The sequence below is a fragment of the Psychrobacter sp. KCTC 72983 genome (genome assembly GCF_014280455.1).
Classification (GTDB): Bacteria; Pseudomonadota; Gammaproteobacteria; order Pseudomonadales; family Moraxellaceae; genus Psychrobacter; species Psychrobacter pacificensis.
Window position 1 is genome coordinate 590,098 of the sequence record NZ_CP060390.1, and the last position, 23,119, is coordinate 613,216.

The 23,119-nt window shown below is 42.6% G+C and carries 23 protein-coding genes; 7 read left to right on the forward strand and 16 right to left on the reverse strand.

Annotation, left to right across the window (positions count from 1 at the left end):
- Positions 1-157: 157 nt before the first annotated feature.
- From trmD to rpsP, 3 genes are all read right to left on the reverse strand, one after another.
- Positions 158-922: a tRNA (guanosine(37)-N1)-methyltransferase TrmD gene (gene trmD, locus PSBA01_RS02415; protein WP_093070159.1), complete on the reverse strand. Its 765-nt coding sequence runs from the start codon at positions 920-922 to the stop codon at positions 158-160.
- A gap of 105 nt (positions 923-1,027) precedes the next feature.
- A complete protein-coding gene (rimM, locus tag PSBA01_RS02420) occupies positions 1,028-1,561 on the reverse strand; it encodes a ribosome maturation factor RimM (protein ID WP_058023513.1) in 534 nt (177 codons plus the stop codon).
- 165 nt (positions 1,562-1,726) lie between these two features.
- Positions 1,727-1,996: a 30S ribosomal protein S16 gene (rpsP, locus tag PSBA01_RS02425; protein WP_021812802.1), complete on the reverse strand. Its 270-nt coding sequence runs from the start codon at positions 1,994-1,996 to the stop codon at positions 1,727-1,729.
- Between the two features lie 437 nt (positions 1,997-2,433).
- Here rpsP and PSBA01_RS02430 point away from each other — a divergent pair, with 437 nt between their 5' ends.
- Positions 2,434-3,918 (forward strand): ATP-binding protein, encoded by a 1,485-nt coding sequence (locus PSBA01_RS02430; protein ID WP_093070157.1) that lies wholly within the window; start codon positions 2,434-2,436, stop codon positions 3,916-3,918.
- Between the two features lie 33 nt (positions 3,919-3,951).
- On the opposite strand, the gene PSBA01_RS02435 is transcribed toward PSBA01_RS02430, so the two are convergent.
- From PSBA01_RS02435 to PSBA01_RS02495, 13 genes are all read right to left on the reverse strand, one after another.
- A complete protein-coding gene (locus PSBA01_RS02435) occupies positions 3,952-4,131 on the reverse strand; it encodes a hypothetical protein (RefSeq protein WP_058023511.1) in 180 nt (59 codons plus the stop codon).
- Positions 4,132-4,262: 131 nt separating this feature from the next.
- A complete protein-coding gene (locus PSBA01_RS02440) occupies positions 4,263-5,951 on the reverse strand; it encodes an ATP-binding protein (RefSeq protein ID WP_186474962.1) in 1,689 nt (562 codons plus the stop codon).
- 322 nt (positions 5,952-6,273) lie between these two features.
- The gene (locus tag PSBA01_RS02445) at positions 6,274-6,990 is read right to left on the reverse strand and encodes a response regulator (RefSeq protein ID WP_071002805.1); all 717 of its coding nucleotides are present in this window, start codon (positions 6,988-6,990) and stop codon (positions 6,274-6,276) included.
- A gap of 609 nt (positions 6,991-7,599) precedes the next feature.
- Complete coding sequence (locus tag PSBA01_RS02450) at positions 7,600-8,016, reverse strand: F0F1 ATP synthase subunit epsilon (protein ID WP_093070152.1); 417 nt, start codon at positions 8,014-8,016, stop codon at positions 7,600-7,602.
- 115 nt (positions 8,017-8,131) lie between these two features.
- Positions 8,132-9,565, reverse strand: coding sequence for a F0F1 ATP synthase subunit beta (gene atpD, locus PSBA01_RS02455; protein WP_071002803.1), 1,434 nt, complete (start codon positions 9,563-9,565; stop codon positions 8,132-8,134).
- A gap of 38 nt (positions 9,566-9,603) precedes the next feature.
- Positions 9,604-10,485 (reverse strand): F0F1 ATP synthase subunit gamma, encoded by an 882-nt coding sequence (gene atpG / locus PSBA01_RS02460; protein WP_058023506.1) that lies wholly within the window; start codon positions 10,483-10,485, stop codon positions 9,604-9,606.
- Between the two features lie 209 nt (positions 10,486-10,694).
- On the reverse strand, positions 10,695-12,239 hold the full coding sequence (gene atpA, locus PSBA01_RS02465; RefSeq protein WP_071002801.1) for a F0F1 ATP synthase subunit alpha: 1,545 nt from the start codon (positions 12,237-12,239) through the stop codon (positions 10,695-10,697).
- Between the two features lie 93 nt (positions 12,240-12,332).
- Entirely contained in the window at positions 12,333-12,956 is a 624-nt protein-coding gene (locus tag PSBA01_RS02470) for a F0F1 ATP synthase subunit delta (protein WP_093070149.1), read from the reverse strand.
- Positions 12,957-12,969: 13 nt separating this feature from the next.
- On the reverse strand, positions 12,970-13,440 hold the full coding sequence (locus tag PSBA01_RS02475) for a F0F1 ATP synthase subunit B (protein WP_071002799.1): 471 nt from the start codon (positions 13,438-13,440) through the stop codon (positions 12,970-12,972).
- A 117-nt stretch (positions 13,441-13,557) separates the two neighbouring features.
- Complete coding sequence (gene atpE / locus PSBA01_RS02480; RefSeq protein ID WP_010197960.1) at positions 13,558-13,806, reverse strand: F0F1 ATP synthase subunit C; 249 nt, start codon at positions 13,804-13,806, stop codon at positions 13,558-13,560.
- Positions 13,807-13,839: 33 nt separating this feature from the next.
- Complete coding sequence (gene atpB / locus PSBA01_RS02485) at positions 13,840-14,706, reverse strand: F0F1 ATP synthase subunit A (protein WP_058023502.1); 867 nt, start codon at positions 14,704-14,706, stop codon at positions 13,840-13,842.
- A 682-nt stretch (positions 14,707-15,388) separates the two neighbouring features.
- Positions 15,389-15,787 (reverse strand): ATP synthase subunit I, encoded by a 399-nt coding sequence (locus tag PSBA01_RS02490; RefSeq protein ID WP_071002798.1) that lies wholly within the window; start codon positions 15,785-15,787, stop codon positions 15,389-15,391.
- Between the two features lie 286 nt (positions 15,788-16,073).
- Positions 16,074-16,955, reverse strand: a complete 882-nt coding sequence (locus PSBA01_RS02495) for a metal ABC transporter solute-binding protein, Zn/Mn family (protein ID WP_071002797.1) — start codon at positions 16,953-16,955, stop codon at positions 16,074-16,076.
- Between the two features lie 199 nt (positions 16,956-17,154).
- Here PSBA01_RS02495 and PSBA01_RS02500 point away from each other — a divergent pair, with 199 nt between their 5' ends.
- The 6 genes from PSBA01_RS02500 to gluQRS all read left to right on the forward strand — a co-directional run bounded on the left by PSBA01_RS02500 (position 17,155) and on the right by gluQRS (position 23,064).
- Complete coding sequence (locus PSBA01_RS02500) at positions 17,155-17,733, forward strand: Fur family transcriptional regulator (RefSeq protein ID WP_058023499.1); 579 nt, start codon at positions 17,155-17,157, stop codon at positions 17,731-17,733.
- A gap of 91 nt (positions 17,734-17,824) precedes the next feature.
- Positions 17,825-18,622, forward strand: coding sequence for a metal ABC transporter ATP-binding protein (locus tag PSBA01_RS02505; RefSeq protein ID WP_083328917.1), 798 nt, complete (start codon positions 17,825-17,827; stop codon positions 18,620-18,622).
- Positions 18,623-18,747: 125 nt separating this feature from the next.
- Complete coding sequence (locus tag PSBA01_RS02510; protein ID WP_071002796.1) at positions 18,748-19,563, forward strand: metal ABC transporter permease; 816 nt, start codon at positions 18,748-18,750, stop codon at positions 19,561-19,563.
- A gap of 527 nt (positions 19,564-20,090) precedes the next feature.
- Positions 20,091-20,933 (forward strand): metallophosphoesterase, encoded by an 843-nt coding sequence (locus PSBA01_RS02515; RefSeq protein ID WP_071002795.1) that lies wholly within the window; start codon positions 20,091-20,093, stop codon positions 20,931-20,933.
- A 472-nt stretch (positions 20,934-21,405) separates the two neighbouring features.
- The gene (dksA, locus tag PSBA01_RS02520; protein ID WP_071002794.1) at positions 21,406-21,843 is read left to right on the forward strand and encodes an RNA polymerase-binding protein DksA; all 438 of its coding nucleotides are present in this window, start codon (positions 21,406-21,408) and stop codon (positions 21,841-21,843) included.
- A 240-nt stretch (positions 21,844-22,083) separates the two neighbouring features.
- Positions 22,084-23,064: a tRNA glutamyl-Q(34) synthetase GluQRS gene (gene gluQRS / locus PSBA01_RS02525; RefSeq protein ID WP_379542900.1), complete on the forward strand. Its 981-nt coding sequence runs from the start codon at positions 22,084-22,086 to the stop codon at positions 23,062-23,064.
- Positions 23,065-23,119: the final 55 nt, after the last annotated feature.

The window sequence follows — 23,119 nt, forward strand, 5'->3', positions numbered from 1 at the left end:
TGTTTGTAATAATTAATTGTATCTCTTTATAATAAGACACAACGTAAATGGGTTATAACCAACGGCCACTATGCGATGACTCGTTTTATTATTGCTCAAAATTCTATTTGTTAACTGTTTATCAAGCTTAATGACGATAAAGTCAGGTATCAACAACCTACTTTTTATCTGCTTTTGCTAGTGCTTCAAGCCATTTCGCTTGCTCTACCGTCGGAGTAAACGCTTGCCACAAATCCGGACGACGCGTTTGCGTACGACTGACTTGCTGAGCAAAACGCCACTTAGCGATATTGGCATGGTGTCCTGACAGTAACACTTCAGGAACCGCCATACCCGCAAACTCATGCGGCTTGGTATAGTGTGGACAATCAAGCAAGCCATCGACAAACGAGTCCTGCTCTGCTGACTTGTCATCCCCCATGATATCGGGCAAACGACGTATCACACTATCCATCAGCACCATTGCTGGTAGCTCACCACCAGTCAACACATAATCGCCTAATGATACTTCCATATCGACATATTGTGACAGTAGGCGCTCGTCGATGCCTTCATAACGACCGCATAATAAAATCATGCCATCATAATAAGTCATACCGACGACACTACTCTCACTAAGCGTTTGCCCTTGCGGTGACATATAAATCACCGGACAATGCTCACTATCGACACGGCAACCGTATTCCTTGGCACGCAAGCGTGCATCCTCAATGGCTTTTGACAATGGCTCAGCCATCATCACCATCCCAGGACCGCCACCATAAGGGCGCTCATCAATACGGCGATAGTTATCAGTGGTATAATCACGTGGATTAATGCATTCAATCGTAACTTGCTCCTGAGTCACTGCCCGTCCCGTGATTCCAAACTCACGAATCGTGGCAAACATCTCAGGAAAAATACTAATGACGGCAAAATACATCTGATGTCTACTTACATTGAGGCTAAAACAATCGGTGTGACTATTAATAAATTCTGATAATAAATTCTGACTAAAAAGCCAGAAGCGATATCACCAGAGGCAATATTAATAATCACTTGGCCATGCCACAAGTACGGTTTTTTCAGTCGTATCGACTTCTATCACCGTTTGCTTATGCCATGGAATTAGGCGCTCTTCATTATCCAAACTGTCTGAATTGGCTGCCACGCGCATGATGTCATGGGCACCAGTTTCAAACATTTCAGTGATATTGCCTAAATACTCGTTCTGCTCGTTCATCACGCGCATACCGACCAAATCCGACCAATAATATTCGTCTTCAGCTGTTTCCGGCAAGACATTTTGTTCGACCCAAACGGTCACACCGTTCATGGTCTCAGCAACATTGCGATCAGGAATCTGCTCAAATTGAGCCACAAGTCCTGTGCCTTGCTCACGCCAAGCTTTCACAGTCAAAGGTTTCATGCCAGTAGCAGTTTTCATCCACCACGGCTTCATGTCGAATATTGCTGTACGATCATCCGTATCGCTAAATACCCAAAGCCAACCTTTGATGCCATAGGGCTTCTTGAGTTGACCAATTTTCATGAGATCACTAGCGTTTGGAGTGGATGACATAGCAGCTAACCTAACAATGATTACAACAACAATTGCAAAAACAATTGTGTCAAAAGCGATAAACAGTTAATGGCGCACCCTGGTCAGACCAGTTACGCTATGTGTTCTAAAGTCTACTGAATCAGCTTGTAATAAGACTACGAGCGACTCAATAACAACGGAAACTTAAGCAGTTGCTTCAGTTTGTGCTGCAGACTTGTTGTAAGCTTTTGCTAATGAAGCAACGCGATCTGAAGGTTGTGCACCTTTTGCGATCCACGCATTGTACGCTTCCATGTTTAGGCGTACTGCTTCTTCAGACTCTTTAGCGAGTGGGTTAAAAAAGCCGATGTTTTCAATGTAGCGACCGTCACGCGCGCGGCGTTGATCAGCAACAACTACTTGATAAAATGGGCGTTTCTTGGCACCGCCCCGTGCTAAACGAATAACAACCATGTGAATTCTCTCTTTCGCAGGTATACCAAAAAGGGCATAATTATATCACAGTCTTGATTTATTGAAAACATAAACTGTGCTTATTTAATTATTTATTAACAATAGCTTAAATACCCGTCTATGTAAAACATAATCGAGCATAACCGTACGTTTTATACAATTATTAAGGACTCTCTATTTTAATCAGTTACTAAAATATACCGCGCTTTAGATTTGGTATTATTAAAATATTGGAGAGGCACATAACAAACTGCTTAAATGAATAGCGTCACAGTAAGATTCATCGATTATGCTATTCTATGGTGTGTTGAAATAGACTGGCACACCCTACTCTCAGCCGCCATGTTTAGAAATAACCTGCTCTTTCTCCAAAATACAATTGCGGCTTAACTCAAAACCAAATTTAATCAGACATTTTCTTAATCTGCTGGATTTATATGATTACTCCAAACTCAAAGCCCCGTCGCAAAGGTTGGCTGCCACGTTCTTATTCCAATACTTGGCTGACAACCTTGATGGTCGCTTTTATTGTTCTCATAAGTGTGAGTTTGTCGATTTTATTCTTTTGGCGCAGTCTTTATCTGCCAGAACTCAAAAACCATGCGCGTTATTTGACAAGTGAGCTGCGATTAATCAATAGCGTAAACGAAGACTGGCAATATCGTCCTGATATCCGCCAATGGGTGTATCAACATTCTCATGTCGTGGTGGTGAACAACCCCAGTGACTTTCCAGAGGTGGCTGACAAAGCATTTGTGAGCTTCTTTACTGATGTGCTGCAGTATGAGATTGGTGCACAGCTGGGTCGACCTGTCGAAGTTTATTTCAAGTTCAAACCAACACCGCAGCTTTGGGTACAAGACAGCCGCGATGACAGTTTCTGGATTCGTGAGCCAGTGGTTTATTACTCGCAGTACAGCCCAACATTGCTCATATTGTTTTTGATTGGTTTGCCTATCTTATCGCTGCTAACGATTATTTTGTTAGCTAGGCAATTGAACCGCCCTTTACGTTATCTACAACGTGCAGCGACTAACTATATTCGTCTGGGTCATGCGACCACACTGCCAACGCAAAAAGGCCCTACCGAGATACGTCAAGTAAACATGGCTTTCAACCGTCTATTTACAACATTAAATCAAGCCCAAAAAGAGCGAACCATCATGCTCGCTGGTATCTCACATGACTTGCGTACGCCATTGACTCGTATGCGTTTGACTGCTGAGATGCTACCAGATGATTTTTTTCGTGAAGGGCTAATTTACGACATTGAGGATATGGATGCGATTTTAGAGCAGTTCATCTCATTTATGAAAGACGGCTCCGATGAGCCAGTTAGCTTGACCAATTTGGACACGATATTTAATGAGATCATGGTGCAGTTCGCACCCATGAAGTTCGTTTATCAATCAGAGTGTCACAAGGTCATTCCTGTACGCCCCTTATCCATCAAGCGTCTCATCATCAACCTGATCAATAACGCCAATCGTTATGGCAAACCGCCGATTTATCTATCAGCCACGGTGATACCAACATTTATAGAAACGGTTGAAGAAGAAGATAGCGATGTCGTCAGTGAGAACGTTGTCAATAAAGAAGCACAAGAGCAACTGATGATTTGTGTGCGTGACTGCGGTGACGGTGTGGCAGAGGATCAATTGGAGCGTATCATGCAGCCATTTGAGCGTGGGGAGACCGCACGTACTACCCAAGGTAGCGGTCTAGGGCTAGCCATTGTAGACCGCATTGCACGATTACATCATGGCACAGTTGAGGCCATCAATCATCCCGATGGTGGGTTGCAAGTATGTGTGCGTATACCTCTACTCTCTAAAGTTGCTGGAGACAATACTTTGGCTGCTGATGCAGTCGATGACACATCTACAGTCGATAGTATTACATCGAATGCAGACAACTCTTAACACTATAGCTCAGACAAACCCTGCGTGGATAAATTAATCTTTGCTACCAATGATAGGCGGAATATATTCAGCACTATTAGTAAATGCTAATGGCTGAGTAATTTCTTCTTTGGCTGTCTTTAGCGTTTGGGTTGTTGATGGCTGCTTTAGAAACAAGTAGTAACCCAGCGTAATCGCATTCAATAGCACCAAGCCACCAAATAAATATGGCATCCTTTGCCTCCTGTATTGTCAAACTATCCTAGAATAAGCTGCTGCAAGCATGACACCTGATTATCAAAATATTGGTAATCAGGTTCGTTTAATGATGACAACTTTTTACTTGTCATCATTGTTCAGCATTGTTATTTAGTATCAAAATCGCGTTCGCTTTTTTCTTGCGTCAATTCATCAGCAGCCAAAACTTGTGTCAATGGTTTGATAGGCCATGTCATTACGAATCTTGCGCCGCCAAGTTCTCGGCTCTCATCTACTTTCATACTACCATTAAACCAAAAGGCAATGCGCGATACAATAGACAGACCTAGGCCGTAGCCGCCTGATGCTCGTGTACGGCTATCATCCAAGCGCGAAAACGGTATAAATACTTTTTCACGATCAGCCTCAGGAATACCATGACCGTCGTCTTCGACGCTAACGAAAGCATTGCCCTTCTTAACACCAGCACTCACGATAATAGTAGTTTCAGCATAACGTAAAGCATTACCTGCAAGATTCTGAATCACACGGTGCAGATAGCGTCGATCAGCAATCGCGGTTACTTTCGCATTTGGCAAGTTGGTCACTATTTTAATCGGCTTACCTAGTGCATTGGTCTCACGCTCAATCTGCTGTAGCAGCTCTCTGAGATTTACTGGTTCTAAATCTAATTTTGGCGAGCCTTCTTCGAGCTTGGCATAAGTCAAAATCTCATCAATCAAGCCATTAAGTGATTCGATATCTTCATCGATATAGTCACGCTGCATAAACCGTGAATCTTCGTCATCAGTATCAGCCAGCATATCTACCGCAAATCGAATACGAGCAACTGGCGTACGAAGCTCATGTGATACGGCTCGCGTGAGCTCTCGTTGCGACTCAATCAAACGCTTTATATGTGACGTCATTGCGTTAAAGGTGGCTGATAAACGTGCGATCTCATCTTGACCAATGACTTGTACTTGAATATCAAGGTTGCCTTTACTCACCTCATTAACACCAACTTGAATCAGCTGTAGCTTGCGCTCAAGTGGGAAAATAAGCGCATAAACACCCAAACTGATTAAAAACATACTAATCAGGATCATACTAATAATCAAATTAAGTGGAAACCAGTTAAATAAGGGTACAGGCCCTATCAAGACTGCCATATCATTGATTTCAGACGGAACCACTATCTTGATGGCCGAGCTACTGGTACTACTATTAGGGTCTTGTAATGAGATGACCACTTCATCGCGGCGTAGGCGTGACATTTGATCTGAATCTAAATCGAGCGTGTTAACAGGCACAAATGCCAGAGGAAAAGAAAATTTCTCCTCAAGTTCGGCCAAGCGTGCACGTTTATCAGACAAGGTGACTTCATAAGACAAATCGTCCAATAAAAAGACAGCAATTGCTCTGACTTGCTGCTCCGTAACCTCCGATATCCGTGCTGTTAGGACATTCTCATTATCCGGCAAGCGATAATAAACATCTGCATACACAGGCTGTTCGACGTAACGAACGACAGTATTATCATTTTTAAAGCGTCGTAGCTCGCTTGCGGTAAAATCTATGTCATCAATAGGTATGATTTTAAAATTTGCCCCGAACAAACTACTTGCATCAGACAACCAGTATTCACGCTCTTCTGCAGTGTTTTGGTGAGAAATACCTTCGCTCACCAAATGAAAAGCCCCCATTGCCATGTTTTCACGGTAGGACTGTACACGCTCCTTATTGATAGTACCCATCAATAACTGCGCAAACAATGCTACGCACAAACAGACTATGAGTAGTCCAGCATAGATACGAACAAAAATACTGTGTTTTAAAGAAGAGACTAATGACATACGTGCCGTGACCAACTTAATAAATAAAAACTGCTGATATCTTATAGCCTATGAGCACTGCTATATTACTAATATCAAGCTCTGTAGAATAGAATGATTAAACGCCAAATAATATACTCAAGTTCATATACCATTATGTTCCATAAAAAACGTGCAAATAGTTTATGTATTTAATCAGCGTCTATAATAATTGCTTAATTAAACCACATAACACCGCATTTAAGTTTAAAAATTAAAATTTAGCCACAAAAAAACCAGCATAATGGCTGGTTTTTTTGTGAAGTGATTCTCAATATTTCATGACTATATGAATCAGTTCGACCTAGTTACCTTCTTTCACGAACAGGTAGCCTTTACTACGTACTGTTTTGATACGTTTTGGGTTCTCTGGATCATCACCGATTTTTGGACGGATACGCGAGATACGTACGTCAATAGAGCGATCTTGACCATCATATTCAATACCGCGCAGGCGCTCAAAGATATCTTCACGCGATAAAATGCGACCAGCATTCGATGCAAGTAACCATAATAAATCATATTCGGCGCTAGTAAAATCTACCAGCTCATCACTAAGCGTGACTGAACGACCACCGTTATCGATGACCAACTCACCAAACTCTAGACGCTGTGGCACATCTTCTGATGGTGCATTTTCTGAGCGGCGCAATAACGCACGAATACGAGCTAATAGTACGCGCGGCTGGGCGGGTTTGGCAACATAATCATCAGCACCCATCTCAAGGCCGAGTACTTGATCCATGTCTTCAGTACGGGCAGTCAACATCAGAATTGGATTTTGATAATGCGGACGCACTTCACGGCATACGGTCAGACCATCGCTACCAGGAAGCATAACATCAAGTACGACCATGTCTGGTTGCTCATTGACGATACGGCGAATAGCGCGGTTACCATCAGTTTCAATTGCTACTTCTAAACCATTTTTGACCAAGTAATCTTGAGTCAACATGGCCAGACGCTCATCATCTTCAACAATCAAGATTCGGGGGGTGTTGTCTTCTTCAGTCGTTGTCATTGTTATATCCTCTAATACATCTAAATTAAAAGCAGTAAAAGTAAGAGCGGTAAAAATTAATAGCACCATAAAGTGGCACAATCGATGTTCGTATAGCTGTTACAAACTTAGCAGCACAGTATACTATTAAACCTATCGCTTGCTATACTATAGCTGATAGTCGTTAACAAAACCTATAAACTATACCGAATAAAACTTTAGTTTACGTCCAAGAATAAAGTGATTTATCCTCTACTGGCTAATCGTTTTATTCTGATTTGCCAATCACTGCCTAAATACATATAAATTGTCAAAATGAGTGATACATTAAGCTTACATGCGCTCAATCATCACTCCCTATTTACAATGTTTCATTGTCTAATATAACGACATATTACGATTGTCGCCAGTCACTTTTGGACAAATTCTCATATTATTTTATGTGACAATGGATGAGTGGCTATATTTTAAAGAAGACATGAATGATGGATTCATCTATTTGAATTTAGTGAATTTAGCTTAAAAAAGACTGACAATAAAAAATCCATAGGCACAAAAAAACAGTCCATAAAGGACTGTCTTATTGTTGCTTGAGAATCCAAGCTAAAAATATCTAACCAAAACTCTGCTTTACGCGCGGTTTTTATACTTGCGAATAGTTTGTAATTGTCCGACTGATTCTGCAAGCGACGCTAAAGCTGCATTGGTTTGTAGTGTATCAGACTGATTGACCAGCATTTGCTCTGCTTTTTTGCGTGCTTCAACGATTTTGCTTTCGTCAAGATTGTGCGCACGCATAGCGGTATCAGCCAATACAGTTGCCATTTTTGGTTGTACTTCTAGTACACCACCTGAAACATAAATGATTTCTTCTTCGCCGTTTGCTTTTTGCACTCGCATTGCACCCGGTTTTAGCAAAGTAATCAGCGGTGTGTGACCTGGCAATACACCAATCTCGCCTTCGGTACCAGTAGCTATTAACATGCTAATTTCGCCTGAATACAACTCTTCACGAGCACTTACGACGCGACATTGTAACGTTGCCATACTTAACTCCTTACCATCAAAGCGCAATCAAAAAACAGTAAACACTGCGATGCGTTACTAAAGAGTAGATATAAAATTTATATTATACCTACTCATTAACTCATGCTCATACAACTTACGCTGCAGAAGACTTCATTTTTTCAGCTTTAGCAACAACTTCATCGATGCTACCAGCCATGTAGAATGCTTGTTCTGGCAGGTCATCATACTCACCTGAGATGATTGCTTTAAAGCTAGCAATGGTATCGCGTAGTGGTACGTATTTACCAGGTGCACCCGTAAAGACTTCAGCGACGTGGAATGGCTGAGACAAGAAGCGCTGAATCTTACGAGCGCGATAAACAACCAATTTATCTTCTTCTGATAGCTCATCCATACCCAAGATAGCAATGATGTCTTTAAGCTCTTTATAACGCTGCAATACTTCCTGAACACCACGAGCAACGTTGTAATGCTCTTCACCGATAACTTGTGGATCTAGCTGACGCGACGTCGAATCTAATGGATCAACCGCAGGATAGATACCCTGTGATGCGATATCACGGCTTAGTACGACTGTTGCATCCAAGTGAGCAAACGTTGTAGCAGGTGATGGATCGGTCAAATCATCTGCAGGTACGTAAACGGCTTGAACTGAAGTAATCGAACCTGACTGCGTTGACGTAATACGTTCTTGCAGTAAGCCCATCTCTTCAGCGAGTGTTGGCTGATAACCAACCGCTGATGGCATACGGCCAAGTAGTGCCGATACTTCTGTACCCGCTAGTGTATAGCGGTAGATGTTATCAACAAACAACAGTACGTCACGACCTTTGCCAGTAACAGGATCTTTGGTATCACGGAAGTACTCAGCCATGGTCAAACCAGACAGTGCAACGCGTAAACGGTTACCTGGTGGCTCATTCATCTGGCCATATACCATTGCTACTTTAGACTTACTAAAGTCTTCAGTGTTTACAACGCCAGCTTCCTGCATTTCGTGATAGAAATCGTTACCCTCACGAGTACGCTCACCAACACCAGCAAATACTGATAAACCTTCATGTTTTAGAGCGATGTTGTTGATCAGCTCCATCATGTTAACGGTCTTACCAACACCAGCACCACCGAACAGACCAACTTTACCACCTTTAGCAAACGGGCAAAGTAGATCAATAACTTTAATACCCGTCTCTAGTAGCTCAGTGCTGTTTGATTGCTCAGCATAACTTGGTGCTTCACGGTGGATAGACCATTTATCATCAGCAGTAACAGGACCTTCTTCATCGATAGGACGACCAAGAACATCCATGATGCGACCTAGCGTACCAGTACCTACAGGCACAGAAATCGGTGCACCAGTATTAGTAACAGGTAGGTTACGCTTTAAACCTTCGGTTGAACCCATTGCAATAGTACGTACGATACCATCACCTAGCTGTTGCTGTACTTCTAGGGTGGTTTCGGTACCATCTACTTGCAAGGCATCAAAAATTTGAGGAACTTCATTACGGTTGAACTCAACGTCAAGAACCGCGCCAATAATCTGTACAATACGACCGCTACTCATTGCGTTCTCCTTGAACTTCTATATATAGGTGTAGTCAATTATGAAACAGCAGCAGCACCGCCAACGATTTCCGAGATTTCTCGGGTAATCGCCGCTTGACGCAGCTTGTTATAAACCAACTGTAAATCGTTAATAAGGTCACCAGCATTATCTGTTGCCGCTTTCATCGCGACCATACGTGACGACTGCTCAGAGGCAATGTTTTCCATTACCGCTTGATAAACAATCGACTCGATATAGCGACCAAGCAATTCATCAATCAACGTCTTGATGTCAGGCTCGTAGATATAATCCCAGCTAAGTTCTGTCTGTAGACCACTGTCTTCATCACCAAATGACTGCTCTGGTAGAGGTACCAACTGATTAACAGTTGGCTTCTGAGTCATCGCATTGACGAATCGGTTATAGACCACATAGATACGGTCAAGTTTACCGTTACTGTAGTCCTCAAGCATGGCTTGAACCGGTGCATTTAATTGCTCAAACGTTGGTTTGTCACCATAATCGGTCACAGCCGATGTAACATTACCACCAAAGTTTTTGAAGAAGCTGACACCTTTGGCACCGATGACTGCAAACTCAGCTTGTACTGACTGATCTTGATAATCTTGGATACTTTTAGTTAAAGCTTTGAATAAGTTAATATTCAAACCACCCGCTAGGCCACGGTCAGAGGTGATGACAATATAGCCAACCTTATTGACTGGACGCGATACCATATACGGATGTTTGTAGTCTGATGAGGCATGCACCAAATGTGAAATAACCCGGCGCATACTATCAGCATACGGGCGACCCACTTCCATGCGCTCTTGAGCACGGCGCATCTTACTCGCTGCTACCATTTGCATGGCACGAGTGATTTTCTGGGTGCTTTTAATACTGGTGACTTTGGCACGTATCTCTTTTAAGCTTGCCATAATGATTCCAATATAAGAGGGTTAAAAAGCATTGGCGCATGCAACAATCATTTGATATACAACATCACTTTTATAGAATAACATTTTATATCTTGTGGCATTACGCGATCTAATACCGGTCATGGTTAAGACAGTGGCGCCAATATCTAGTCAGACAACGCGCCACTTTTCTAACGACAGTCATAACCACTTCGGCTTAACCCGTTAAATTAATAACTGTGATTTTGTTTAAAGGTCTCTAACGCTGACTTTAAACGACCTGCGATATCATCATTGTAGTTCGCAGTGTCATCAATCTCACGCATCAATTCACTTTGTTCATCATGCATATAACGCAAGTAGGCTTCCTCAAAAGAACCAATCTTCTCGACTGGTACGTCAGCTAAAAAGCCTTCGTTTGATGCATAGATAACCGCTGCTTGCTCAGAGATTGACATTGGCTGATACTGCTTTTGCTTCATCAATTCAGTCACACGCTCACCATGATCAAGCTGTTCGCGAGTGGCGTCATCAAGATCTGAGGCAAACTGAGCAAATGCTGCCAATTCACGATACTGAGCCAGTGCGGTACGAATACCACCAGAGAGCTTTTTGATGATCTTAGTCTGAGCAGAACCACCAACACGCGATACCGAGATACCAGCGTTGACTGCTGGACGGATACCTGAGGCGAATAAGCTAGACTCTAGGAAGATCTGACCATCAGTGATCGAAATGACGTTGGTTGGTACGAATGCAGATACGTCACCAGCTTGTGTTTCGATGATTGGTAGTGCGGTTAAAGAACCAGTTTTACCTTTCACTTCACCGTTAGTGAACTTTTCTACGTAATCCGCGTTTACGCGTGATGCACGCTCAAGTAAACGTGAGTGTAAATAGAATACATCACCAGGATAGGCTTCACGACCTGGCGGACGACGTAGCAATAGTGAAATCTGACGATAAGCAACGGCTTGCTTTGATAAATCATCGAATACAATCAGTGCATCTTCACCGCGGTCACGGAAGTATTCGCCCATCGTACAACCTGAGTAAGGCGCGATATACTGTAGTGCTGCAGGCTCCGACGCTGAAGCTACCACAACAGTGGTGTATTCTAGTGCGCCAGTTTGCTCAAGCTTACGTACCACGTTAGCGATGGTCGAACGTTTCTGACCGATAGCCACGTATATACACTTAATGCCTGAAGCTTTCTGTGCGATGATCGCATCGATAGCCATTGCTGTTTTACCAGTCTGACGGTCACCAATGATAAGCTCACGCTGACCACGACCGATTGGGATCATAGTATCTACGGCTTTATAACCAGTCATCACTGGCTGATCTACTGACTGACGATCGATAACACCAGGGGCGATCTTTTCAACTTTGTCAGTCATCTTGGCATCGATAGGACCTTTGCCATCAATAGGATTACCCAAAGCGTCAACAACACGGCCTAGCAGCTCAGGACCTACGGGTACTTCAAGAATGCGACCAGTACAATAGGCTTTTTGACCTTCTTGTAATTTTAGGAAGTCACCTAGTACTACTGCACCAACAGAATCACGCTCTAAGTTAAGCGCCATTCCGTAGACTTCACCTTCAAACTCAATCATTTCGCCGTACATGGCATCTTCAAGACCATGAATCTGCACGATACCGTCAGATACTTTGACAATCGTGCCTTCATTCTTTGCAGTTGCACCCGCATCAAGGTCTTGAATACGCTGCTTAATCAGGTTACTGATTTCCGCTGGATTCAATTGTTGCATTGCCTTGTTTCCTTTAATTTATGATAACCCGCCCACTGACTCAAATGCTCTTACTGTCACGCAGACATTATATGACTGCGTCGATAAATGGCATTAGGCAGTTAGCTGTGTTTTTAACTGTTGTAACTTGCCGCGCATCGAATCATCAATGATTTTGTCACCGACTTTGATTGTAGCGCCTGCCAATAAGCTTGGATCCACTGATTCATGAATGACTATGCTTGCATTTAGTGATGTAGCAAGACGCGTTTGCAGCATTTGACGCTGTTCATGGGTCAATGGGTAGGCAGAAGTCACATATGCGTCAAGCTGCTTTAAGCTTATTGCCTTGTGACGGCGATAATGCTCATAAACTTCAGGAAGCAGCGCCAGACGCTCTTGTTGCGCCAACTGCTTAACAAAATTATTGAGCTGGGGTGATACTTTAGGGTAGCTAATACTGTTACCGTAGCGAGAACCTTTGCTCTCGCCCAGTAGCTGTTTAAAAGCAGAGTCGCTATCACCGGCTACTTGTGAGCCATAAAGATCGACCAAAGCAGCTGACTTATGCTCAGCAGAAACAGCTGGATTGTCTAGCCAAGTACTGAACGACTTGTCATTGACAACAGTGCTAGCGACAAGTAAGAAATCTTCCCACTCGTTTACAGCGCCGTTTTCATTGGCATAGTCAAACGCGGCTTTAGCGTACGGTCGTGCTAAGGTTGATAAGTCAGCCATTATATCCTCACAATTACAGCTTCGCCGCCAGTTGGTCTAACATACTGGCATGTTTTTGCACATCGACTTTGTCTTGCAAAATCTTCTCTGCACCAAGTACAGCCAGTTCAGCAACTTGGGCACGTAATGATTCACGCGCTTGATTGATTTCTTGGTCGATAGACGCTTGCGCTTGTTGACGAATGCGCTCGCTTTCCGCTTGGGCTTGCGATTTTGCATCTTCGATGAGCTGATTGGCACTCTTGTTTGCTTGCTCGATTAGAGCGGCAGCCTTGGTCTTTGCAAGATCAAGTTCCTGCTGGACATTTTGCTCCGCGGTTGCCAAATCTGCTTTTGCTTTTTCTGCGGCATTCAAACCTTCAGAGATTTTGCGCTGACGCTCATTGATGGCACCGATAAGTGGTGGCCACACGAATTTCATGCAAAAAACCACAAATATTGCAAAAGCAATGGCTTGACCGACGAGGGTAAAATTGATATTCACGTGATCACCTCTTTGTTAATGAAAAACCAGTTTCATTGATCATGTTTGGTAGTCAAATCTTGACTATATTTAATAGAAAACCCTTGAGCACCAAACATGTACAACTGAGCTTTCGGATTAACCTGCTAGAGGGTTAGCGAACAACAATAGCATAGCAATACCAACACCGATCATCGGAATAGCATCCAAAAGACCTGCTACGATGAACATACGAGTTTGCAACTGTGAGCCAAGCTCTGGTTGACGAGCAACGCCTTCTAAGAATTTACCACCTAGAATAGCAAAACCAATACCTGTGCCAAGTGCGCCAAGACCGATAAGTAGTGCTACTGCGATAACTGTGTAACCACCTAATACTGGATCCATTGATGTATCCTCATTTACCTATTGAATGTCTAATTAATGTTCAGTTGATGATGCAAGCGACATATAAACTATCGTCAGCATCATGAATACGAACGCTTGAAGTGTAATAACTAAGATGTGGAAGATAGCCCACGGTACCGATAACGCCCATTGAATCCAAAACGGCATTAGAGCAATCAGTATGAAAATCAATTCCCCAGCATACATGTTACCAAACAGACGCAAACCGAGTGATACAGGTTTTGCTATTAAGGTAACTGCTTCTAGGATGAAGTTGATCGGGATCAAAATCGCTTGTACGATTGGGTTTTTGGCACTAAATGGATGCAGTGTTAACTCACCGATAAAGCCGCCCAACCCTTTTTCTTTAATGCTATAAAAGATAATCAGTGCAAAGACAGAGAACGACATGCCAAGCGTGATGTTAGGATCAGTCGTTGGAACAATCTTAAAGAAAACATGATGGGGATCATGACCCATAGCAGCGCCAACTTGGCCAGCTAAACCTGGAATAAAATCAACAGGGATCAAATCCATCAAGTTCATCAAGAAGATCCAAACAAAAATAGTCAACGCCAATGGCGCGATCAATTTTGATGTACCACTATAAGAATCACGAACGTTGTTATCAACAAACTCAACGATCATCTCAACCGCTGCTTGAGTTTTACTTGGTACGCCTGAAGTAACCTTTTTGGCAACCATCCAAAAGATGGTACAAAATAAAATACCCAGACCCACTGACCAGAGCATAGAATCAAGATGGATAGCGTTAAAGCCCATTTGCGCTGCTTCTTCAGCAGTATGAGCGACTTTCCAACCTTCGCCCGGCAGATAACCGTACGTCCAATTCGTTAAGTGGTGAGAGATATATTCTGATGATGTTTGCTCGGATGCCATAATGTAAGCTTCTTATTAATCAACGATTTAATCAACTACCAAAAATATGGTTGTCATCTGATGGGGTTTGTTATTTCTATTTGCCCTGCAATTAAGCAAACAAATAAATCATACTAAAAGCACCCATGTAACCAACAACATCCAACCCATAGTTCTATTACTAATGCTATATTTGATAACTTGACATAAATTTTAGCTATCAAAAAAGGGCTTATGATAACTCAGTAATAGCCCTTGCATGTATACGCAAAATTATTATATATGTGCTTGTCTACTGGCCGTTTTTTACGACCGGCGCTTAGTGCAGCGCTTATAAACAAAATATTTAGCTGTCTATATTAATGCAGCGTAGTATTCGTGTAAAGTCAATTATGATTTTATTATCCAATGTATGAATAAGTTAGCTGACAATAACGGCTACTAATATAGTTAGTCGTCCATAACTAAACTGTAAAAATTTAATCATCAATGATATTAGTAGCTAAATTGACTCTACCCTATCATTGTGTCGTTGCATACTACGCCTCATATAAAGGCTCATACTTCGATTTTTATAATCAATGGTGCTGTCATGGGACAGTTTTGTACTTTGACTTTTTGAACTAGTCATAGAGAAGTTGGACGGCAGGGTGACTTGCCATTACTATGAATAAATTATCTATGTAGTGATCATTTATTAGCGCTAGCGTATATGCCACAACATCCAACTGTGACTAATTTGCATTACCATAAAACCGATAAATAGCGCAGGTGCCGATAGGGGTTGTACGGTAATAAAAATTAGTGCGAAACCAAACACAGTCAATAGCCATTTAGCCATCTGACCTCGATATAGCTGGCTAACGATATGTTGGCGCGCGCGATATCCAGTGTACCAAAAGATAAAAAAAGCAAAAACAACTTGAGTCGTAAAACTGAGCAGCGCACCAATGGCGGCGCTTTTTGCTACAGTAAGCTCACTACGTAACCAAATCGTATCTATAATCCAAGCAATAATGATAAGGATAAACAATATCCATGCTTGCCGTTTGATATAGATGCCTATTTTATCTTTTTGCGTGCGTTTGGCAGGCTTGGTCATCGATATTCCTATAGCCTTTCAGCATTGGGATAATATAGCATACTTACATCACTTTTATCCGTAAATGACTTACTCTACAGGCATTATCTTTAAACCAAAATAAAACGCCACTTATTATAAGGAGACAGCCACTATTAAGCAAGTAAAATATGACTTTTATCAGTCACCTAACGCAACCCACTAGTATTGCTATGTTACGTAGCCGTACCAGATACTTGAAAAACAGCTGTCTCACTCTTTTTAAAACTTTAGCTTATAGAACAACCCTAACGAATAGATTCCTATTCTAGGATATACATTGGTGGATTTGCTGAGCCATTTCTGTCCATCCTTCTACAAAGTCTTCGCTATCGCTCATGTCTTCGATTTGGACAGTGGTATTGATAGGCTGCAATTTGACAAGCAATCCTTTGCTAGCGGTGCTCTGATTGACTAAGCACATTTGTTTGGTTGGACGATTATCATTAAGCCAGCGCAATTGACTTGCTTTTGGAGCAAGGTGATGGTCTGGGCTTAAGCTACCTGCCAGCTTTATTTTTGTGGCATTTTCAATATATTGATAGGCATCGTGATAGGCCCAATAAGGACGCTGTTTTTGTGTGGATTGCTGTATTTTCGCTACAGCATTGTCCATACGCTGTGCAAATTTTTTGGCGTTGGCTTGGTAGGTACTTTTATACTCTGGATTGGCATGGCTATGAATAACAGCTAAGGCACGAGTAATGGCCTTTGCATTTTCAGGATCGAGCCAGATATGTGGATCAAACGTGCCCGCAATAGGCTTTCCTTGAATATCACGAAGAGGATGCCGAGTAAAAGCATCAAAAGCAAATAAGTCAATGGCATTAGGTGCCATCTCTAAACTGCCAGTCAGGCTGTTTTCTAATGAGGGACCAAACCAAACCACAAATTTACTGTCTTGAATGGCTTTCTTATCACTTGGACTAATACTGCCATGATGCCCCACATCGCCAGCTTGTAAAATTTGGTTAGCAGAAGGTGTGCCTTCCGTTACGGCTTGACTGAGTAAAAACATGGGATGATTGCTGACACTGACCGTTGCTGCGTGCGCGCTTAATGTAAAAGAGCCTAAGACTACCAATCCTGTAATCAGTAAGCGCTGTAACGTAATGATTGAGCGTCGTAAATAAGTAAAAGCAGAGTTCATGGTAAGCTCTTTAATCAATGAGTAACAAAGTTATGAGTCACAGTGTCGTGCCGCATCATTGGATAAAAAATGATCAATATATATAAGCGATGTGAGACAACTGATTCGATTTCACGTTTATTATGTTATACTATAACAATAGAAAACGCTATCATAAAAAACGTCATGCGATTACCATGCTATTTTGGGAGCCTGTACTATGTCTACTACCTCATCGAATTGCGAACATTTACATGATGTGCAAGATTTGACTCCGCATGACGTTATTGAACGCTTAGCAGCAGCAAAAGAGCACTGTCGTCTAAGTGGGGCACGTTTTACCCCTTTGCGCCAGCAAATATATCAGCTGGTTTTAGAGTCTGATCAACCTGTTGGTGCTTATGACTTAATCACGCAATTGCAGCAAATGCGCCTCTTTGAGATGGATGATAGTGATACGCTAAAAGCATCTGGCTTATCAAAGCAATCTGTAGAAAAACCATCAACCAAAAAGCGAGCGCCAAAAAATGTTGCGCCGCCGACGGTTTACCGCAGCTTAGAGTTTTTACTAAGTGAAGGGTTGATTCATCAATTAACGTCTATCAATGCTTATGTTCCTTGCTGCCATCCCAGAGCACAGCACACAGCTGCCTTTTTAATCTGCGATCAGTGCCAGCGAGTTCAAGAATGTAGCAGCTTACCAGTACAAGAAATGATGAGTTTCGCTGAACAAGATGTCGGTTTTACGGTTGAGCGTAGTGTTATTGAGCTGAGTGGTCGTTGCCAAGTTTGCCAGTAAGATTTATTGAGGCTCTTTGGTTGCCTGAAAAGTACGTCGCTGTCCTTGATTGTTTATTTGTATTATCCATTTACCTATTCGTTGTTATCCTATGAGCCTGTCTACCTCACCCTCTAACCAGTCGACTACTGCTATTGTGAATAGTAGTACCACGAATGAAGCTGGCAAACTGCTGAGCTTGAACGACGTCAGCTACCATATCGGCCACCAACGTTTGCTCTCACATATTGATATCGATATTGCAATCAATGAGACCGTCAGTATTATCGGACCTAATGGTGCGGGTAAGTCAACGTTGGTCAAGCTTATTTTGGGTCTGATCGAATCCACAAAAGGCAGTATCACAGCTCATCAACAGCTACAGTTTGGCTATGTACCGCAGCGATTCGCTGTGCCACCCATATTGCCGCTGCGCGTCTGCGATTTGTTGGGACAAGCAGATAAGAGACGCCTTACCGCTGAGCAGCGACAGTTTATCTTTGATAATTTATCACTAACGCATTTATTGTCACGACAAATGCTGCAATTATCAGGTGGTGAGACGCAGCGAGTGCTACTGGCAAGGGCGCTATTAGATAAGCCCAATTTACTTATTCTAGATGAACCGATGCAGGGTCTCGATCCTGATACCGAGGTTTGGTTATATCAATTTATCGATGAGTTGCCGGAGTTTTTGCGCTGTGCGATGCTGGTAGTATCACATGATCTGCACTGGGTAATGAAAGGCAGTCGCCGTGTCATTTGTCTCAACAAGCACATTTGCTGTGAAGGACAACCAAGCGAGCTTGCTATGAGCTCTGAGTTTCAAAAGCTATTTGGTCATCATTATGAGCAGCCATATGTGCATCAGCCACATGCTTGCGAGCATCATGCACCAAGCGAGCTATAACGATAATGACCAAAAACAATGATGAACTAAATCGAAAATAGCTAACATCAAATTCGTTAAAGCCAGCGTTACCAGACCGATAGACAGCACTAACTTTTCTTATAAAAATTTTACGGACACTTCTTATGACCGCTTGGTTAGCCATTATTGCACCTGCTTGGATCGCTGGCAGTATTTTAGCCCTACTATCAGCGCCTTTAGGATGCTTAGTCTTGTGGCGACGCATGGCATTCTTTGCCGATGCTTTAGCACATGGTACCTTGCTTGGAGTCGCACTTGCTGCTTGGTGGCAGTTGCCCATGGGTATAGGTGTGGCATTGGTTAGTGCAGCGGTGGTGCTGTGTCTGGTACTGATGGATGATGACCGTCTGCCAGCTGATGCCGTGCTTGCGGTGGTAGCCGTCACGCTGTTGTGTTTGGGGCTATTGACTTTAACGCAGCTGACCAATCAACAAGCCAATGTCTTGGGGTTTTTATTTGGCAATTTACTTGAACTGGACTGGGCGGATTTGCCACTACTCGCTGGTAGTGTACTGGCTGGGTTGGGGCTACTATTGTATATTTGGCCCGCTCAAATAAAACTTGCAACTCATGAAGCATTAGCTCGCATTCAAGGCATTAACCCGACCCGCCAGCGACTATTTTTTATGGGTGTTCTTGCAGGGTTCTGTGCGATTGCGCTACAAGCTGTTGGAAGCTTATTGATCAGTGGTTTATTGGTATTACCTGCACTAACGGCACGCTTATGGTCTTCATCACCAAAACAAATGGTGATCACAGCGTTTATCATTGCGCAGCTCGGCGTGACGCTTGGCGTGTGGGGAAGTATCTGGCTAGATATCCAGACTGGACTCTCTATCGTATTGATATTAGCGATATTGTTTTTTATCGCGCTAATGATTTCGAAGCTAGCCAAAATAAAATTTCGGTCAGCGCGCTAGCGTGCTGATATATAGGCTATAGCAGCATTATACATCTGCTTTAGTCAACTTTATTTCATTGATATCACTAGAGCTTTCATTGGCTTTATGTTATAAACTTGCTTTGCCATTATTTGTACCGATTCACTATATGACTCGTCATTAATTAGTGTTAATAATAGATTAGGGCGTGTTGAACATTCACAAATAGGCACTGCTGATCGCTAAAATTGTTCCAGACAAGGCACAAAGCGACGATAATGCAGATGCCTTAGCGAGATTTGTAACGCAGTATGGGGCAATTTTAGCATCAGTCCCAACGATAAAAGCAGGGGACAGGACTCTTTTTTGCCGCTTCATCGTTAAAAATAAGCGCTTAGAATGACTAAACTTATTATTTTTAACATCGAATCGCCTAAAAAATAGTCGCTGTCAGTGCCATGGTCGAATGTTCAACACGCCCTAATATAATTTTGAAAATAGTAGATCATTTATCCATATTCGTTCTCACAATGACCATTGTTTTGATTCGATAAGGGACCGACCCAATGCCGAACTATCCCGTCAATAAAATCAGCACGTCCGATGAACAGATAAATATTTTACAAATCACTGATTTGCATCTATCTACGCCTGTCGCTGCTGATACTGACAGTAGTCATGTCAATGAAGTGGGTGATTGTCAGCGTAATTTTGAAGCTGTACTGCAGCAAGCACTGAGTGAAGATATTCGCTGTGATTTGATTATCGTGACTGGCGATCTGGTCAGTAAAGTAAAGCCCGCCACCTATGACCATATTTTTGCCGTACTACAGGCAACTCAAATTCCTTTTGTATGTATCGCTGGCAATCACGATGTGACTGATGAGAATGGTGAAGACTTGCCGTTTTTTCAGCGGACACTCATTGCCCAGCCTGCTGACTCACGCTTACTCAGTCGGCACATCATTGAGAGTGATCACTGGCAGCTACTGTTATTAGACTCGTCTATCACAGGGAAAGTGGCAGGTGAGATAACCACTACAGATATTGATTGGTTATGCAAACGGCTTGAGGCATGTGATAAGCCTGCGCTTATCGCCCTACACCATCACCTCATCCCAGTAGATTCTGACTGGATTGACACCCATATGGCGCAAAACGCTGAAACTTTTTGGGAGTATATGGCGCCTTTTGAGCATTTACAGGTAATCATTAGCGGTCATACTCACCAAGAGCAGATTCGTCATCGTCAAGGTGTGACTGTTTATAGCACACCATCTACCTGCTATCAATTTAAACCTTATTCGCATGATTTTGCTTACGATGAAGCTTGCTTGCCTGGTTACCGCTGGTTGCAATTAGCCAACAATGGAAAGGTTGCAAGCTGGATTGAAAGACTGGATACTTAATGCCCATATTTATTGGTGCATAAAATAGCTATAGCGCTTACACGTCAAGGATTTAGCACCTATTAACTGAAGTGGCACTAGAGAGTAGATTAAGCAAAAATGAGATCAGGATAAAAAATAACTTCATTATTATTAAAAACAATGATACAACTTGTAAAATGAAGCGAAATGACCTGATATCTCACATTAGTCAGCAATATAGTAGCTAAAATCGTTTTTCACAGTCAGTCATTTACCACATGATTGCAGCCATGCTATTGAACGAAAATTTTGCATCGCAGTATACCTAAGCAATGGTGTGTCGATACCGATAGACCAGCATAACGATATTATTTGATCAGCTGTGTTACTTGTGTTACCAAGTGGTAAAACGTTTGATAAAAGGACAAATTATAGCGTTTGTAAAACTGATAACGTCTTGTCTTTTGATACGTCGTTTTATTGAATTAATTTGAAAAAGTAGGATACCTATATGAGCACCGTGACCACAAATCCAAGTGAAGTCAAGTTTACTCCTTATGTGCCAGCCCCAGACGAAGAGTATATGTCTGATGCACAGTTAGAGCATTTTAAGGCGATTTTGTTGGAATGGAAAAACCAACTGATTGGCGAAGCGGATCGTACCAAAAGCTACATCCAAGACGAATCAAGCGCCATGCCTGATATCAATGATCGTGCCACTCAAGAAGAAGAGTTTGCCCTTGCTTTACGCACACGTGACCGTGAACGCAAACTTATCCGCAAAATCGACAAATCCATATTGGAAATCGAAAATGATGACTATGGATTTTGTGAAACTTGTGGCGTAGAAATCGGTTTGCGCCGTCTAGAAGCACGTCCAACCGCAACCCAATGTATCGACTGCAAGACCTTGTCTGAGATTAAAGAACGCCAAAACCAAGGCGCTTAAATCAGATAGAACTAAGATGACTGTAAAACAAAGCGACCCTATGAGTGGTCGCTTTTTGCATTTTAGACGACCGTTTAGATGACTGCCTCTTCACGCAAACGCTCCCCCTACTCTGTGTTGAGTAGAGGGAGCGTTGGTGAAATGTTGCCTTTCCTCACGAAACAATCTCATTTAATAAATATCTTTTGGACCTGATTTTTATTATTCTATCTGTATTATTTTTATCGATAGCCATTTATTGTGAAAACTATTCCTACTGATACGCCATCTCACACCAAATCATCCCAGCCTATTGGCCGCTTTGCCCCTTCACCAACGGGTGAGTTGCACCTTGGTTCTTTGACCACGGCACTTGCAAGCTTTTGCCATATCAAATCGCTCGGTGGACAGTGGCTGCTGCGTATCGAAGATACCGACACCGAGCGCTGTGATAGACAGTTTACTGAACAGATTTTGATGGACTTAGAGGTGCTTGGGTTGCACTGGGACGGTGATGTCATTTATCAGTCTGAACGTATTGATATTTATAACGAATACTTGTCTTCATCGTTACGCCCATTGACCTACGGCTGCCAGTGCTCACGCAAATACCTAGAGCAATATTGGGCGCAAGAGGAAATTAATAGACATCACAATAATGCTAACTTAACACAACCATGCAATCAAACGCAGCCAAACAGACAGCGTTACCCACGACGCTGTGTTGCATCTGGCCTTGATAGGCAACAGCATAAATTACGTATACAGCTGCCAGACTATAAAATTGGCTTTCACGATGGTATCCAAGGACTGCAATGGGACAATCCGCAGCAGACACTAGGAGATATGGTGGCTCGTCGTCAAGACGGTATGATCAATTATATACTGGCAGCCAGCATTGATGACGGCCTACAACAGGTAACTCATATCATGCGTGGTTTGGACATTTTACCCATGACCACAGCACAGATCAGTATCATGCAGGCGGCACAACTGCCAACCATCGACCATTGGTATCATTTACCATTAATCAATAATGCTGACGGTCAAAAGCTCTCTAAGCAAAATCTTGCGCAGCCAATTGATACCTCAGACCCAAGCCGTCTCATTACTCATGGATTAGAGCTACTCCAGCAACCAAAGGTCGATATCGACACACCAGCCAATATGCTCAAGCAAGCAATTGCTCAATGGGACAATACGCCGCTACGAGGGAAGCAGCAGTTGAATTCGCCTTATTGAAGATAACTAAAAAGCAACTCACAAAAAAAATAGATAGCAAAAAGCGCCACTGTTT

What these genes read in the sequence shown, in the direction of transcription:
- trmD (WP_093070159.1), bottom strand. Translation starts at nt 922, where the DNA reads ATGTATTTTGCCGTCATTAGTATTTTTCCTGAGATGTTTGCCACGATT.
- rimM (WP_058023513.1), bottom strand. Translation starts at nt 1,561, where the DNA reads ATGTCATCCACTCCAAACGCTAGTGATCTCATGAAAATTGGTCAACTC.
- rpsP (WP_021812802.1), bottom strand. Translation starts at nt 1,996, where the DNA reads ATGGTTGTTATTCGTTTAGCACGGGGCGGTGCCAAGAAACGCCCATTT.
- PSBA01_RS02430 (WP_093070157.1), top strand. Translation starts at nt 2,434, where the DNA reads ATGATTACTCCAAACTCAAAGCCCCGTCGCAAAGGTTGGCTGCCACGT.
- PSBA01_RS02435 (WP_058023511.1), bottom strand. Translation starts at nt 4,131, where the DNA reads ATGCCATATTTATTTGGTGGCTTGGTGCTATTGAATGCGATTACGCTG.
- PSBA01_RS02440 (WP_186474962.1), bottom strand. Translation starts at nt 5,951, where the DNA reads ATGTCATTAGTCTCTTCTTTAAAACACAGTATTTTTGTTCGTATCTAT.
- PSBA01_RS02445 (WP_071002805.1), bottom strand. Translation starts at nt 6,990, where the DNA reads ATGACAACGACTGAAGAAGACAACACCCCCCGAATCTTGATTGTTGAA.
- PSBA01_RS02450 (WP_093070152.1), bottom strand. Translation starts at nt 8,016, where the DNA reads ATGGCAACGTTACAATGTCGCGTCGTAAGTGCTCGTGAAGAGTTGTAT.
- atpD (WP_071002803.1), bottom strand. Translation starts at nt 9,565, where the DNA reads ATGAGTAGCGGTCGTATTGTACAGATTATTGGCGCGGTTCTTGACGTT.
- atpG (WP_058023506.1), bottom strand. Translation starts at nt 10,485, where the DNA reads ATGGCAAGCTTAAAAGAGATACGTGCCAAAGTCACCAGTATTAAAAGC.
- atpA (WP_071002801.1), bottom strand. Translation starts at nt 12,239, where the DNA reads ATGCAACAATTGAATCCAGCGGAAATCAGTAACCTGATTAAGCAGCGT.
- PSBA01_RS02470 (WP_093070149.1), bottom strand. Translation starts at nt 12,956, where the DNA reads ATGGCTGACTTATCAACCTTAGCACGACCGTACGCTAAAGCCGCGTTT.
- atpE (WP_010197960.1), bottom strand. Translation starts at nt 13,806, where the DNA reads ATGGATCCAGTATTAGGTGGTTACACAGTTATCGCAGTAGCACTACTT.
- atpB (WP_058023502.1), bottom strand. Translation starts at nt 14,706, where the DNA reads ATGGCATCCGAGCAAACATCATCAGAATATATCTCTCACCACTTAACG.
- PSBA01_RS02490 (WP_071002798.1), bottom strand. Translation starts at nt 15,787, where the DNA reads ATGACCAAGCCTGCCAAACGCACGCAAAAAGATAAAATAGGCATCTAT.
- PSBA01_RS02495 (WP_071002797.1), bottom strand. Translation starts at nt 16,955, where the DNA reads ATGAACTCTGCTTTTACTTATTTACGACGCTCAATCATTACGTTACAG.
- PSBA01_RS02500 (WP_058023499.1), top strand. Translation starts at nt 17,155, where the DNA reads ATGTCTACTACCTCATCGAATTGCGAACATTTACATGATGTGCAAGAT.
- PSBA01_RS02505 (WP_083328917.1), top strand. Translation starts at nt 17,825, where the DNA reads ATGAGCCTGTCTACCTCACCCTCTAACCAGTCGACTACTGCTATTGTG.
- PSBA01_RS02510 (WP_071002796.1), top strand. Translation starts at nt 18,748, where the DNA reads ATGACCGCTTGGTTAGCCATTATTGCACCTGCTTGGATCGCTGGCAGT.
- PSBA01_RS02515 (WP_071002795.1), top strand. Translation starts at nt 20,091, where the DNA reads ATGCCGAACTATCCCGTCAATAAAATCAGCACGTCCGATGAACAGATA.
- dksA (WP_071002794.1), top strand. Translation starts at nt 21,406, where the DNA reads ATGAGCACCGTGACCACAAATCCAAGTGAAGTCAAGTTTACTCCTTAT.